The organism is Pedobacter metabolipauper (assembly GCF_004362715.1).
GTDB lineage: Bacteria > Bacteroidota > Bacteroidia > Sphingobacteriales > Sphingobacteriaceae > Pedobacter > Pedobacter metabolipauper.
Genome location: NZ_SNYC01000004.1, coordinates 1,128,281 through 1,143,024 on the forward strand (window position 1 = coordinate 1,128,281; position 14,744 = coordinate 1,143,024).

The window sequence follows — 14,744 nt, forward strand, 5'->3', positions numbered from 1 at the left end:
CTTTTAAATTCACGCCCGAACATTAAATATTTAAAAATGCAAGGAGAAGACGATTTAAGAGGACTGGCCAAGATTATGGCATTTATGCGTGCAGTAAGTATCCTTTTGGTACTGATGCACTTTTACTGGTTCTGCTACGGGTTCTTTTTAGATCGTGGCTGGACATTGGAGGTAATCAACAAGATATTAGGGAATTTCAATCGTACGGCTGGACTGTTTTCATACACTATCTATACCAAGATTTTTGCCTTGGTTCTGTTGGCGCTAAGCTGCCTCGGCACCAAGGGCGTTAAGAACGAAAAAATTACCTGGACAAAAATCAACATAGCACTGGTTATCGGTTTTGTGCTTTTCTTTCTAAACGCATTCTTACTGAAACTTTCTGTTGGATTAGCCACTTCTTTATACATATTGACGACCTCATTAGGTTACGTAGCCCTGATGATGGCCGGTGTATGGATCAGTCGTTTGCTCCGCACCAACCTGATGGAAGATGTGTTCAATAACGAGAACGAAAGCTTTATGCAGGAAACCACGTTAATGGAAAATGAGTATTCCGTAAACCTGCCCACCAAATTCTGGTACAACAAGAAAGAACATAACGGCTGGATCAATATCGTTAACCCCTTCAGGGCAACGATTGTGTTGGGTACACCTGGATCAGGCAAGAGCTATGCTGTCGTAAACAACTATATCAAACAGCACATTGAAAAAGGTTTTTCGATGTATATCTATGATTTCAAGTTCGACGATCTTTCTACCATTGCCTATAATCACTTGTTGAAGCATACGGACAAGTACAAAGTAAAGCCCAAGTTCTATGTTATCAACTTCGACGATCCACGTAGGAGCCACCGATGCAATCCCATCAACCCCGATTTTATGACGGATATATCCGATGCCTATGAATCGGCCTATACCATCATGCTGAACCTTAACAGAAGCTGGATTCAGAAACAAGGCGATTTCTTTGTAGAATCTCCAATCATTCTCTTAGCAGCTATCATCTGGTTCCTCAAAATTTACGAGAACGGTAAGTACTGTACGTTTCCTCATGCTATTGAATTGCTGAACAAAAAATATGCTGATGTATTCACAATATTGACCTCTTATTCTGAGCTGGAGAATTATCTTTCACCGTTTATGGATGCCTGGCAAGGGGGAGCGCAAGATCAATTGCAGGGACAAATAGCCTCCGCAAAAATTCCCCTATCAAGAATGATTTCTCCTCAGCTCTATTGGGTAATGACGGGCGATGACTTTTCGTTGGACATCAACAATCCCAAAGAACCAAAGATTTTATGCGTAGGTAATAATCCCGACCGTCAAAATATCTATTCCGCAGCATTAGGGTTATACAATTCAAGGATTGTAAAACTCATCAATAAAAAAGGACAACTAAAGAGTTCAGTCATTATAGATGAGCTGCCCACAATATATTTTAGGGGGCTTGATAATTTGATCGCAACCGCCAGAAGCAATAAGGTTGCAGTATGTTTGGGCTTCCAGGATTACTCGCAGTTAATACGTGATTATGGCGATAAAGAGAGTAAAGTAATACAAAATACGGTAGGCAATATTTTCAGTGGGCAAGTAGTTGGCGAAACTGCCAAAAACCTTTCCGAACGCTTTGGTAAGGTGTTGCAGAAACGCCAAAGCCTTACCATCAACCGTAACGATAAATCTACTTCCATATCCACGCAACTAGATAGCTTAATCCCAGCTTCCAAAATTTCCACGTTAACACAGGGCATGTTTGTTGGTGCTGTATCCGACAATTTTGACGAACGTATCGAGCAGAAAATCTTCCACGCAGAAATTGTAGTGGATAACGATAAGGTAGCAGCCGAAACCAAAGCTTATCAAAATATACCGGAGATTTTATCTTTTGTAGATGAAAAAGGCGAAGACCGGATGAAACAGGAAATAGAAGCCAATTACAAACAAATCAAGTTGGATATTGTCCATATTATTAAAAGTGAGCTGGAGCGCATTAAGGATGATCCGGATTTACAGCATTTGGTACAGCAGGGATAGTTAAATAGGCTTAAAAAAAAGCTGGCTACAATTTGCCAGCTTCTTTTCTTTTATCACAATCATAGAAAAAAATTACAATACGCTTCTGGGTAAATGAATACCTTTTACCGGCGTTATTGGTGTGGCGTTATTGGAAGGAGCGATCTTTTTTTCGACCTGCTCGGTTTGCTCTTCTCTAAGCTCGGGGGTTATAGACAATTGTATCTTCCTGTCAACGGCAGCCAGTTCAGTTTTTAGCTCGCTCAATCTTCCTTCCTTTGTCCATGTACCGTTCACCACTTCCTGAAGAACAGGCAGGTCTTTTTGCAGTTCGGTAATTTTCTTTTGTTCCTGGTCAATATAACCCGGCAGTTTTTCCAGGGCTTTCAAAAAGTTAACAGCTGCCGTTTCGTGATCTTTAGCTACTAAGCCGTTATTGTATGTGTATTTGATATTGCCTTCGCCCTGTGCCAAGAAGCGGTTTACTCTTATATCCACGCCTTCTTTTTCAGACATTTCTGTTTTGACCAATAAGGTAAAACCGTACAAACTGCCAATCTCCTCATACTGGCTCCCGGTGCGGGCTTTGTCTGCAATCTCATTGAGTTTAGTGCCAATCTGTTTTCCTTCGGCATTCGCTGATAAGCCGTCAAGCTGTACAGGGTTTGCAATAGTTCCGTCGGAAAGCTTTTGCAAACGTTGTTGTAAGTTTCCCCAATCAAGGCTCATACGTTGCAGACGGGATTGAGCACCCTCCAGCATTGCTGTAGTATCTTCCAACTTATATTTGGAACTGTATTTAGAACGATTGAATGCCTGCTTTTCACTTTCCAATCCGGCAATCTGCTTTTCAATTTTGGCTTTATCCAACAGGTCGGTGTTACCCGAAAGGATGGCTACGTATTCAGAGAAGTTCATTCCCGATTTCTCGTCCATACTTCCTTCATCAATGGTGCGTTTTCCGAGGTTATTGTTCTTCAGCTGGTCAATAAAAAGCTGTTTGTTGTAAAGCAGGTTGAACTTATAACTGTCCAATGATTTTTCTACGGCATAGATGATCACATCCACTTTATTATCGGCAAAGAACTTCGCAATTTCATTACCCTTACGGACGGCCCGGCCATCTCGCTGGGCAAGGTCGCTTGGTCGCCACGGTGTATCTAAATGGTGAACGGCAACGGCTCTTTTCTGTGCATTTACACCCGTTCCTAACATACTGGTAGAACCGAACAGCACACGTATTTTTCCTTCGTTCATGCCGTTGATAAGTTCCTTACGTTGCTTATCATTTTTTGCTTCCTGTATAAAACGGACTTCGTTTGAGGGGATGCCGTGGTCTTCTACCAGCTTACGTTTGATTTCGGAGTAAACATTCCATTCACCCGGCTTGTATGTGCCGAGATCTGAGAATACAAACTGGGTTCCTCTCTGTGCGTTATATTGGTTGTAATATTTGGCAATATTTGCCGCACAATGTGAAGCCTTATTATCAGGATGGTCATCATACCTGCCGCTTACCATTCGCATATCCAATGACATCTTACGGGCATAGTCCGTTGCGATTAGCATCTTAGCCTTTTCTTCCCGATCTGTAAGTGGCGGTCGTCCCAGCAAGGTTGCATCACCCGATTTGGCAAACTCCATTAGTTTTTGGATGAATACTGCCTGATCCGGCGTGGGTGGTATATTATAGAGAACCTCCTTTTTCTCAGGGCGATCAATACCAATATCCCTGGCGGTACGGTAGTCTGTAATCTCCGAATAGAACTGTGCCAGCTCAGGCACTTTTATAAAGTAGCGGAAACGTTCTTTTGACACGATATTGTTTGCTACCGAAAATTCATAATCGGTGGTCTTCCTTGCATAGATAGCTGCCCAGGCATCAAAGCAGTTGATACCTTGTTTCTCCAATGCCCTTGGGCGCAGGTATTTGAACAACAGGTACAGTTCGGTAAGTGAATTGCTGATGGTTGTTCCAGAAAGAAAAGTAGCTCCCATATCGCTTTGTATCCGATCCTGGATGGTTCGTATAGCAAAGAGCAGGTTCATCGCCTTTAGGCTTCCCGCCATATTACCCAATCCGGCAACACGGTCATGGCGGGTATTGAACATCAGGTTTTTGAATTGGTGGCTTTCGTCAACAAACAAATGGTCAATGCCCATCATCTTAAAGTCCACTACATCATCCTTTCGGTTTTCAATATCATGCTCCAGTGTTTTAAGCCTTACTTCCAGGTTCTCTTTCTGAATAATTGCCCCTTTGAGCATTGCCCTTGTAACGTCGTTGCCTTGCGCCTGCAGCGCATCGAGGTTTCTTTCTACACTGTCCAGTTCAACTTGCAGGATTTCCTTCTGCATTTCGGGGGATTGAGGGATCATACCGAACTGGTCATGTGTGAGTATGATACAATCCCAATCGTTGTTTTTAATATCCCCGAAAATGCGCAGGCGTTTCTTAGGGGTAAAATCCTCTTTTCCTGGGTAAAGGATCTTGGCGTGTGGATAGGCGGTGCGATAGGCTTCGGCAATTTCGTGGACGTTACTTTTCAAACCGATAATCATTGGCTTGTGGGCTAAGCCAAGACGTTTCATTTCCTGTGCTGCCGTACACATCACCAGTGTTTTTCCGGCTCCGACCTCGTGGTCGCAGATGGCCCCGTTATTCAGCTTTATCATCCAAACGGTGTCTTTTTGGCTGGAATACAGGTCTTCGATCTTCAAACCTTTTCTATCCAGTCCCGGAAATTCCTGATGGCCGCCTTCGTATTGAGGCCGTACAAAACAGTTGAAAGTGTCGTTGTACTGGTCGGTCAGCCGTTTTTTAAATTCATCATTCTGAGCATGAAGCCAGTCGATAAAGGCAGTGCGGATTTCATCAATCTTGGTGTTCGCCATTTGTACGGCTTCCATATCGCGTACCTTGACCTCCCTATCATCAACCTTGATTTTCTTGGTAATATCAGGTGTGGTGTTAACGAGTGCGTGTTTGAGCAGGGCAATACCGTCGAACGTCCGGCTTTCGGACTTGACAGCATATTTATCCCAGATATGCACATTTTTTTGGTCGCATTTCAGCGAAAAGTCATCAGAGTTTTCAGAATAATGAACACGTACATCCGTATAGAAAATATGCGAAGCAAAGCGGGCATAAATGCCGGAGGGTATCCAGCGTTCACCGAGGTTAAAGTCCAGTTCTTCAAATTCAATACGTCTTGGCCGGGCCTCATCCAGGGCGGCAAGACTTTCTTTGGCTTCAGCATCATTCGGATTGCTTTTGAGATAGGTGTTTACTTCTTTGGCCTTCTCCACTACGTTGCCGGCAATCCAACGTTCTGCTATTTCATATTCCTTTTCCAGCGGATTATAGAAAATCCGTCCATGAAGTGAACTCTTCAATTCATCAGAAGCCATACTGCTGATTTCAGACATATAGCTCAGGTTGACCTTGCCATATTTGTTCAGTGAAGCTGCCAATGCTTCATCCGGATTATCGGTAGCTAATGTTGCAATAGAGAAACTTACAGGGCGGTGGAATATATCCGCTTTATGTACTACACCTCCCACAACACGTTCCAGATAGGGAATTTCCTTTCCGCCGCTGTCTGTTTTGATGAGCTTGATATTATCCGCACCGTTCAGGTTGCCATACCTTTTTACAAAGGCATTATACAGCATATTGAGGTTTTCTCTTTCTTCTTTGTGTTCGGTTTGTAGCTGCGCTTCTTTCCGGTAAAGGTCGAGATAGTTGTCACGTACAGAAATATAGGCTTCGGCTCTTGCCTTTTGCAACGGAGGCAACTGTAAGGGATGAAACATTGCCTGTCCCTTATCACTGTCAAAATCTTTGAGATAGCCCACCCAGCCATTATCTATCGCAAGGCAATCGCTACGGTGAAAAGACTGTACTTTTTTGGAGTAAATAGCTGGTTCGGGGATAGTATTGCTTACGGGAGCTATTTCAGCCTGGCCGTTTCCTCCCAAACCCGAAAACAGGTCGCCGATTACTTCTTGTTTTTTATCACTAGTTAATGTGCTTCCGTTAGTAGTTTTATTGGTAATGGGAGGCGTATAAGGTTGCTGCATTGCACTACTGAACAGGTCGGGCTGGCGAACAATTGCACCTCTACTTTTATTTAAGCTTTGCCTTTTAGTTTGTATTGCTCTTTTAGGCGGGGCAAGAACCGCTACAGGCTCATCCACATTTTCAAACAGGTCGAAAATGCTCAATTGCTTTAATTCCTTTGGATTTTCCCCGTTGATTACCGGAACGGATAAAGGGTTTATTTCGGACTGAATGATTACTGGTTCAATAACCGGAGACGTAACTTTTGGTTCAACCGGAATTTGTATCACAGGCTCATCATTCCGTTCTCCTTTGTACAATCCCACATCCAGGCGATTGGAAAAATCTTCTGAAAGCATTTGTTTCAGATCTTTGGCAATGCCTTCCACACCGTCCTTGTGCGTATAGATAAATGCCGGTTGTCCGTACGGATCGGTATCTAATTTTCGCTCTGTATGCACAATGCGGTTATTGTCCTGGAAGAAGGCATTGTCCGGTGTATTGAACTCCGTAAGCCTGCTTTGGCAAAACAGTCCTTCCGCTTCGGTAAAGCTTTGCTTAGCGGTATTCTTTTGTAGAATGATCAGATCGCTTCCTACCCCCGTATCGGCATAATCGGTAAACAGATTGTTTGGAAGCCGAACAACCGAAACAAGATTATTATCCTGCATCAATGCCCTGCGTATGGGCTCGTTCTTCGGGCTGTTGAGAATGCCTTGCGAGGTAATAAATGCCAACACACCACCCTCACGGAGCATGTCGGTCCCTTTCATGAAGAAGTAATTGTGTATGCTTCGGGCAGCCTGTATTTTTGCCGTGTCCTTACTTCTGGAGTAGGAAAGGTCGAAAACCGACGTATCGCCAAAAGGGATATTACTGGCTACAACATCATAGGTTTTTTGTTCCTTTTCGGGTATTTCCTCAAAACCGCTGATGCGGATATTGTTTTCTGGGTAGAGGTGCTTTAAAATCTTTCCGGTAAGCAGGTCCTTTTCATAAGCAGTAACCTGTGGTACATCTTTATCGGCAAATGAGTGTATGAATGAACCAATACCAGCTGAGGGTTCGAGGAAACGCTGAACATTAATACCTTTTTCTTTGAGTGTTCTGGCAACTGCATCTATTACCAAAGGTGGGGTGTAAAAGGCAGTAAGAACGGAACTCCGCATGCTATCCACATAGCTACGGTATTGCTTTTCATCGGCAGCATTCTCTTTCAGTAGCTGGTGGAGTTCTTTTGTAAGTGGGAAAAGCTCATGTTCGGTCTTTCTCCAGTGGTTGATGTCTATTTCGCTTGTTATGGGGTTCAACACGAATTTAAGACCGCCAAATCCGCTGTATTGCATCATTAGCAGTCTTTCGCCCACGGAGGCTTCCCGTTTCTCCTTTTCAAGTTTAAAAGCAATCCGTAGGGCATCAATGTTTCGTTGGAGATGTTGGCGTTTACTGAAGGCCATTTTCCTCTATCCAGATTGCTATCGTTCCCGTCAGTTCGGTATAGAGCAGGTCAAACTCATAACCGTATGCGAAGTCATCGGTTAGTTCATAGCTAGAGAAAACAGCCTCACAAACAGGAAACATTTTATGGGTAAATGGTCGCAGTTCCTCATCTGCCATTATGGTATCAAACTCATTGCACACTACCTGAAAAACGGTGTCGAATTTGGAGAAATGCAAGTTTTCAAACAGGATATAATTCGCTATTTCGCTGCATTGCTCAATAGTGTTTCCTGCCATAAAAGCACCTTCATAAGCATTGGCAGCCCACAAGGAACGTTGTTCAATAAATTTTTGGTCGTGTGCTTTTTCTGGGAAGCTGGTATTCAGTAATTCTTGCAGTCGTAGTCTGAAATACGAAAGGTCTTTTTGTTGTGTATCCATATTTAATTTTATTTAGAATTTTTGCCTGAACCATAAATTTAGAGCAGGTCGCAAAAGCCTTTATTGAAGTGGAATGGTTTGGCGTTGAAAGGCAGTGTTTGACATATCGCATAGTTACTATGCGTAATTAAAGTCTATTTTTGTATTTAGCATTAGGTCAAATAAGCTTAGCCATAACCAAATAAATTGCAGAAATATGTATGGAATAAACCATAAGATAAATGATCCAGGTCTATATCTACTTAGTGATATAGTCGAGGAACAGTTGAATGTATATGAAAAAGCGTTAGCTGCTACACCGGCTGAGGATAAGGAAAAAATCGCTCAACTGGAATATGCCATTTCGATATACCGCGGCGAATTGGAAAAATTCAAACAGGAAATTGAGGATCAGAAAAGGGAACGGTTTCAGTTTTCTGTTGAGGAAATTTATGCTATGTACGGTCAATACGAAAGAAAATTCATTAGTATCGAGTTTCATAAATTCAGTGAATCTGCACAGAAATATGGTCGTAATATTTCTGGCACAATACTGTATGGAAAGGCAGAGCGTGAATCTCTGGAACAAGCCATTAAATCCGAGAATGTACCCAGAACAAATGCGCTTGTAAAATTTGAATCCACAGATGAAAACTTATCTAAGGAGCAACAGGAGTATCTTAAAAATGAAGGATTTATTAGCGGTGATATTTACGAGGTTTTAGCCACTAATTTTCCCACCCAAAAAGCCTTTGGGCAAGTCGGTAAAAAAGAAATACCAAATACAATTGAGGTAAAAATGGATCCCACCGGATTTGATGTCAACCGTTCAAATCACTGGCTGTTAGGACAAAAGATTAAAAGTGGATATCCGTTAACTGATGATGAATGGGCCAAGTTTTGCGGATTATCGTTTTACCTAGAACCTGAATCAGTAAATTTCGATATTATAAAGAATAAGGGGTTTGCGGAAGATGGAAAGAAAACCTATTTATCACGTTTTTTTGAATTGGAAGCCAAATTATACGCCAAAGATATTTCTGCTGAAGAAATATTAGAGTTCAATGACTTCTTAAAAGAACGGAAAGCTGTGCGGTCTGAAGCTATCGTGAAAGAAATTAAGCGTTCAACCAATAAAACATTAGAAAAGTTTCAAGAAGAATACCCTGAAATTTATAAAGCTCTTGAAATTTCCAGGATCGAGTTTGACAATGAAACTTTAGCGTATCATAATGTTGTAAAACCTATTTACTGGGACTACGAGAGTTTTCTTCATATATATTTACGCCATTGTGATGAATTATCCATAGAGGGCCACTTTGAGAATAAAACTAAATTTCAGTATTCTTATAAAGACATTAGGCGTATTCTGAAAATTGCAATTGAGAACCTCTTACCACAAATAAACGATAGACTATCCCAAGGAAAAGATTTCAGAATCTACGGAGATAAATCACTGTATTTTAATGGCAATCATTATTCTTTGCATGTTTTAGAAGATGGTAGAGTTACGGCTTTCCATCCCTTAGAGAATCCACAAGAGAATAATAAATAAAGGAATTTATAAACCGTTTAAAAATTGAAGCATCCTACCAACCTCAATATCCATTCTCGAAAAAGCAAACCATTTCTTGCCCAGATCTTTCAATGATGCGCCGATATGATACAATTCCGTTCCGTCAATGATGAGAAAACGGTCATGTGCCTGGGTGAATGTGTGGATATCAATAGAGGGATATTGGCTGTTGTAGCGTTGCAGATCAAGCTGTAATTGGCTGCTGATGCTTTTGGTATAAATAGTTGCAGTCACAGACTGTCCGCGTTTCCCAAGCAGGGTCAGTACCGTATCATCCACATAATTATCAATGAGGATAATTGATCGTCGTGCATTTCGTATAATATCGGAAACAAAGGTATAGGCATCAAATATCTGCCCATCATAGAAAACCCCTCTTTCACTGTGGATCTTATCGCTTTCCATCGCCTTAAAAATTTCTTCAAATTTCTGGTCGGCTTTCAATTGTTTTAGTTCTATTTTGTCCAGGCGATTAAATAGTGAGGCATTGCTGACAAGCATTCTTCGCATTGCTACAAAGGCTTCCATAATTTCTACACTGGCTTTAACCGCTATATCTGAACGGAGTATGGCAGAAGCCATTGCAACCCCTTGTTCAGTAAAAACGTACGGCAGATAACGTCTTCCGCCGTAGTTCAAACTTGAGGTTCCAAATTGGAACCTCAAGTTTTCAACTTCCTCTTCGGTCAGTTGAAAGCAAAAAGAAACAGGAAATCTTTCAATATTTCTTTTTACGGCTTTGTTGAGGTGTTTTGTTTCCACCTGATATAAGGAAGCGAGCTCGCTATCCATCATCACTTGCTTGCCACGGATGGTATATATCAGGTTTCTGATTTCTTTGGGACTAACGACAGCTTTATTATCCATTATTTTTTATAGCTTTTATTTTTCTCAAATTCAAAGGAGCTTTTTGCTTTATCATCCAGTACGATATAGGCATCGAATTTCTTCGCGGCTTTGCTTTTCATCCCCTTAATAAGGGCTGTTTTTCCTTTGTTGACCAGGCTTTCTATATCAGCTATACTGATTTGTACGCCACATACATTACGAAACTGTACCCAATCGCAAGCCTCATCAGGGCACTTCACGATTTTATCCTTGATAACCAATTGTTGGTTTTTACATTTCGGACAAGCAAGCTTTGGCAGGTTGGTTTGGGCAATGGAAGTTTGTAGCAGTTCAGTGGTAATAGATACTGCATAGCTTTCCATTTCCTTTTGAAAGGCTCCGGCATCAGCTTCGTTGTTTTCGATTTTCTGCAATGCGAGTTCCCATTCGGCAGTCATTGCCACATCAGAAATTTTTCTGTCTTTCACCAATCCATATACCTGCAATCCTTTTTCAGTGGGAATTAAAGATTTCTTTTCCCGTTGGATATAGTTTCGGGTAAACAGCGTTTCGATAATCGCAGCTCTTGTAGCGGGAGTGCCTATGCCGATGTTTTGAAGTGCTTTCCGTTCGTCGTTATTTTCGATTTCCCTTCCGGCAGTTTCCATTGCTGATAAAAGTCCTGCTTCGGTATAGAGCAGTGGCGGTTTGGTTTTCTTTTCAAGAACGGAGGCTTCTTTTATTTTGAGTTCATCGCCCTTTTTCAGTTCGGGTAACTCCTGTACGGGTTCGGCATCATCTTCGGAGAAACTGCCTTTGATGGAGCGCCAGCCTGGTTCCAAAATCTTGCAGCCTTTCAGGGCAAAGTCATAATGCAATGTCTGTAAAGCAACATCCGTTACCTCCTTGATACAGGCTTGTGAGATGGCCTCCAGTAATCGAAACGCAATCATATCATAAACCGCGTTTTCCTTGGCTGGAAGTGCTGAAGGAATTTTGTCGGTGATAAGCAGACCGTGATGATCCGTAACCCGGAGGTCGTTCACAATGCGTTTATTGAAACGTCCCCATTTCATTTTCGTTAGGGCTTGCTTGCAGGTTTTCCTGTATTGCAACGCTCTTACGAGATTGGGAATTTCCGCCCATACATCTTCGGGTATATACTTGCTTCCGGTTCGGGGATAAGTGATAAATTTCTTCTCGTACAGGCTTTGGGCAATGTTCAACGTTTCTTCGGCAGACAGGTTTAGCTTTTTGTTCGCTTCTTTTTGCAGTCCGGTAAGATCGAACAGCAAAGGTGGTTGTTCCGTAACGCTTTTTGTTTCTACGGATGTAACCGTAGCCATTCCGCTTCGCTGAATGGCTTTCAGCGTATCATCGGCCACCTTTTGGTCGTTCCATTTGGTTTTAGAAAGGCTTTTAAAGTCGATGAACTCTTTGTTGTGCAACAACTCTATCTGCCAGTATTTCTGTACCGCGAAATTCTTGTTTTCCAGATAACGCCTGCATATCAAAGCCAGTGTAGGCGTTTGCACTCTTCCGAGCGAATAGATGCCATTTCCTGCGGCAATACTCAACGCCTGTGTAGCATTGATGCCCACAAGCCAGTCGGCACGGCTTCTGCCTTGTGCAGCCTGATACAATCCGGTAAATTCATTTCCGGGTTTCAGATTATCAAACCCTTGCTTGATTGCCTTTTCGGTAAGCGAGCTGATCCAAAGTCGTTCAAAAGGCTTTTTACATTTGAGGTATTCATAAATGTAACGGAAGATCAGTTCGCCCTCACGTCCGGCATCGGTAGCCACGATGATACTATCCGAACGGTTAAAGACCTGCTCAATAACTTTCAGTTGCTTTAGCGCTCCTGTATCTGCGGTGTAGCCCTTGTCTTTTTTTACTTTCCTGACGGTCAGTAAAAAGGGGTTGGGGAGTATTGGCAATGATGCTTTATCAAATCCCGCAACCCCGTAATCTTCGGGCATTCCCAATGCTACTAAATGACCGAATGCCCACGTAACAAAATAGCCATTACCTGTCAGGTAGCCATCCTTTTTCTCTGAAGCCCCCAACAAACTGGCTATTTCCCTTGCTACGCTTGGTTTTTCTGCAATCACTACTTTCATAATTCATACTATTTTAATGATTACATTTTTCTGCCTTTTGATTTGGCAGGTGCTTGAGGTTTCTCCTGTTGTTCCTGCTGTTTTTTGCTATCGGGATTTTTTTGTCCTGATTTTAAAGGCTCTTTGATATTCTTGGTCGCCTCATTGGTTTTGCCCTCTGAGTTAACCGCTGTTTGCGTTTTATGGGCTTCAGTAGGTTTTGCCTGCTCTTTGAGCTTGTTTGGATTTTGAAATGAAAAGTCTGTTTTATTGGTTTCCTTATTAAGCGTGATATAGCCGTTATACTCTTTTCCTTTCTTATCTACCAATCCGCTTAAATAAACTGTCTGACCATCCTTGAATTTATTGTACTGGTCATTGTCCAGTTCTTTTCCCCTGAATGTTCTCGGAGCTTCTTGCGACTGGTTTTGCTGGTTATTTTGTCCGTTGCTTTGCGTTTGCTGATTAGAATTACCTCTGTCAAAAAGGAACTCGACGTAACGCTTATCTGCATTGAACTGTACCGTTGCCTCAAACTCAGTTCCCTTTTTTGAAACCATACCTTCCAAACGAAGCGGTTTTCCCTCTATCAAGGTTTGTTTTTGTACATCGTCCAGTTTTACGCCTTTGATATCATCGGGAATTTTAATCCTGTCGGTACGTAGTGCAACCAGCTCGTTGGTAAGTCTGTCAACGCTGATAATAGACGGCATGGTTTCACCGGTCTTTGGATTGGTCAGATCTACCACACGGCCCATGTTGCCCGTTTGGAGCAGGTTGTTCTTGTCTTCCTGGTTGAACTTGTGTCCAAAAAACTCGAAGTTCAGGTTAGGCTCTTTGCGGATACCGTGAATGGCAACTACTACCTGTCCGTCATCGTTGGCTTGCAGGGATAGTCGGGCATCCATTCGCGTAACAGCAGTTCCCAGATTAAGGCTCACAGGTACAAGTTCATTGGTTTTATAGCCTTTCAGTAAAGGATCAAGGAGGTTCAGTTTTTCGAGTTTCTCTTTGTTCAATCCAAGATTGTTCATTGTTTCCCAATCAATCTGTTCCGGCTTGTAGCGGTATTCGCTGGTTTCCGGCTTTGTTTGTGTTGTTTCCATATTATTTTGATTTACTTGTTTTTGATCCTGTTGTGGTTCTGCTTTCACTTCATGCTTTTTCATCAGTTGCTCACCTTCGGGAGTTGGAGTATTTACCTGCTTCTGCATTTGATTTGCAGTATCAATTGCTAATGGTGTGGGTACTTTGAAAAAGGAGAAATTGGTAGGGTTCTTCAACTGGCTGAAAAAGTTGGAAAAGAAATTGGAGAAGAAATCACCACCCTTATCCACACGCATAAACTGGTTCTGGTTCTTCCTCGTAGGATCAACCGTTTCCATTTTCCCGTTTTCGTCGATACTTTTTACTGCCTGAATTTTCTTTTTGTCTTTATCAAGCACCAATAATATTTCTGATAATTGGTCGGGAGTTTCCTGTTTATCTAAAGTTTGTTCACTCATAATCTGAAGATTTTATAATTCAAAGCCGAATGTAAAAGAAGCATTCATCGTTTTGCCTTAGTTGGCGTTCAAAGGCAGCATTTGTCAATTGTTGGCGTTCGTTTTGGGAAGGGGCGCAATAAAACTCTCTCTTATGAACTGGTGAACATCAGATAGTTTATAGTACAGCTTGCCGCTGATAGTATAGTAAGGTAGCTTGCCGATAGAACGATACCGTTGTAAGGATCGGTTACTTATTTTCAGCATTTGGAGCAAATCCTGGTTGTCCAATAATTCTTCACCATCAATGCTGTTACGCTTCTTTTGCAAATCATCTATATGGTCGCCAAGAATATCAAGGCGGTCCATAATGCGCTCCATCCACGCTATAAATTCCATTCGATCAATGTTCATACGGATATACTTTTACGGAGTTCATACCTAATTTTTATCGGACTTTAGCCTTCTGCCTTTTTCTATATAGCTTTTGCCTTTTTCCATCAGCTCTTTCACGTACTCATCACTGGTCTGTACCGCATTAGCATTCAGCATATCCTTAATGGCTCCTATGGTATAGAAATATTGTCCATAGATTTTGGAGTAAGCCAAGTCGTCATTGTTTCGCATTCGCCAAAGCGTTTTTTCACTGATGTGGAGGTATTGGCATACCTCATGGTTGTTGAGCCAAAAGTCGTCATAGCTGGTGTCCTCCATTTTTTTTATGTATTCACTGATGGCACTGATGCGGCTGCTCAACTTCTTCCAAGCCTCTTCTTCAATTGTTATTATATTCATCGCACAAGTCTTTTAATCTT

General features: G+C 42.0%; 9 protein-coding genes. 2 read left to right on the forward strand and 7 right to left on the reverse strand.

Translation table 11 applies throughout. The features are described 5' to 3' along the window. The first annotated feature begins 36 nt into the window (after positions 1-36). A complete protein-coding gene (gene mobC, locus ATK78_RS11540) occupies positions 37-2,037 on the forward strand; it encodes a conjugal transfer protein MobC (protein ID WP_133576226.1) in 2,001 nt (666 codons plus the stop codon). A 72-nt stretch (positions 2,038-2,109) separates the two neighbouring features. Here mobC and ATK78_RS11545 read toward each other — a convergent pair whose 3' ends face one another. Next, the gene (locus ATK78_RS11545) at positions 2,110-7,536 is read right to left on the reverse strand and encodes an N-6 DNA methylase (protein ID WP_133576227.1); all 5,427 of its coding nucleotides are present in this window, start codon (positions 7,534-7,536) and stop codon (positions 2,110-2,112) included. Next, positions 7,523-7,960 carry a DUF1896 domain-containing protein gene (locus ATK78_RS11550; protein WP_133576228.1) on the reverse strand — a complete coding sequence of 146 codons (438 nt, stop codon included), beginning with the start codon at positions 7,958-7,960 and terminating at the stop codon, positions 7,523-7,525. The genes ATK78_RS11545 and ATK78_RS11550 overlap by 14 nt, the downstream gene beginning before the upstream one ends. A gap of 196 nt (positions 7,961-8,156) precedes the next feature. Between ATK78_RS11550 and ATK78_RS11555 the strand changes: the two genes are divergently transcribed. After that, the gene (locus tag ATK78_RS11555) at positions 8,157-9,494 is read left to right on the forward strand and encodes a hypothetical protein (protein WP_133576229.1); all 1,338 of its coding nucleotides are present in this window, start codon (positions 8,157-8,159) and stop codon (positions 9,492-9,494) included. Positions 9,495-9,500: 6 nt separating this feature from the next. On the opposite strand, the gene ATK78_RS11560 is transcribed toward ATK78_RS11555, so the two are convergent. The 5 genes from ATK78_RS11560 to ATK78_RS11580 form a co-directional block, all read right to left on the reverse strand. Beyond that, positions 9,501-10,382 (reverse strand): ORF6N domain-containing protein, encoded by an 882-nt coding sequence (locus tag ATK78_RS11560; protein WP_133576230.1) that lies wholly within the window; start codon positions 10,380-10,382, stop codon positions 9,501-9,503. Further along, positions 10,382-12,466 carry a type IA DNA topoisomerase gene (locus ATK78_RS11565; protein ID WP_133576231.1) on the reverse strand — a complete coding sequence of 695 codons (2,085 nt, stop codon included), beginning with the start codon at positions 12,464-12,466 and terminating at the stop codon, positions 10,382-10,384. The genes ATK78_RS11560 and ATK78_RS11565 overlap by 1 nt, the downstream gene beginning before the upstream one ends. Positions 12,467-12,486: 20 nt before the next feature. Beyond that, on the reverse strand, positions 12,487-13,950 hold the full coding sequence (locus tag ATK78_RS11570) for a DUF3945 domain-containing protein (protein WP_133576232.1): 1,464 nt from the start codon (positions 13,948-13,950) through the stop codon (positions 12,487-12,489). A gap of 84 nt (positions 13,951-14,034) precedes the next feature. After that, positions 14,035-14,343, reverse strand: coding sequence for a helix-turn-helix domain-containing protein (locus ATK78_RS11575; protein ID WP_133576233.1), 309 nt, complete (start codon positions 14,341-14,343; stop codon positions 14,035-14,037). Between the two features lie 27 nt (positions 14,344-14,370). After that, on the reverse strand, positions 14,371-14,724 hold the full coding sequence (locus ATK78_RS11580; RefSeq protein WP_133576234.1) for a helix-turn-helix domain-containing protein: 354 nt from the start codon (positions 14,722-14,724) through the stop codon (positions 14,371-14,373). Between the last annotated feature and the right edge of the window lie 20 nt (positions 14,725-14,744).

Bases quoted from the DNA above. Each gene is read 5' to 3' on its own strand.
- ATK78_RS11565 (WP_133576231.1), bottom strand. From the start codon at position 12,466: ATGAAAGTAGTGATTGCAGAAAAACCAAGCGTAGCAAGGGAAATAGCC.
- ATK78_RS11555 (WP_133576229.1), top strand. From the start codon at position 8,157: ATGTATGGAATAAACCATAAGATAAATGATCCAGGTCTATATCTACTT.
- ATK78_RS11580 (WP_133576234.1), bottom strand. From the start codon at position 14,724: ATGAATATAATAACAATTGAAGAAGAGGCTTGGAAGAAGTTGAGCAGC.
- ATK78_RS11570 (WP_133576232.1), bottom strand. From the start codon at position 13,950: ATGAGTGAACAAACTTTAGATAAACAGGAAACTCCCGACCAATTATCA.
- mobC (WP_133576226.1), top strand. From the start codon at position 37: ATGCAAGGAGAAGACGATTTAAGAGGACTGGCCAAGATTATGGCATTT.
- ATK78_RS11560 (WP_133576230.1), bottom strand. From the start codon at position 10,382: ATGGATAATAAAGCTGTCGTTAGTCCCAAAGAAATCAGAAACCTGATA.
- ATK78_RS11550 (WP_133576228.1), bottom strand. From the start codon at position 7,960: ATGGATACACAACAAAAAGACCTTTCGTATTTCAGACTACGACTGCAA.
- ATK78_RS11545 (WP_133576227.1), bottom strand. From the start codon at position 7,536: ATGGCCTTCAGTAAACGCCAACATCTCCAACGAAACATTGATGCCCTA.
- ATK78_RS11575 (WP_133576233.1), bottom strand. From the start codon at position 14,343: ATGAACATTGATCGAATGGAATTTATAGCGTGGATGGAGCGCATTATG.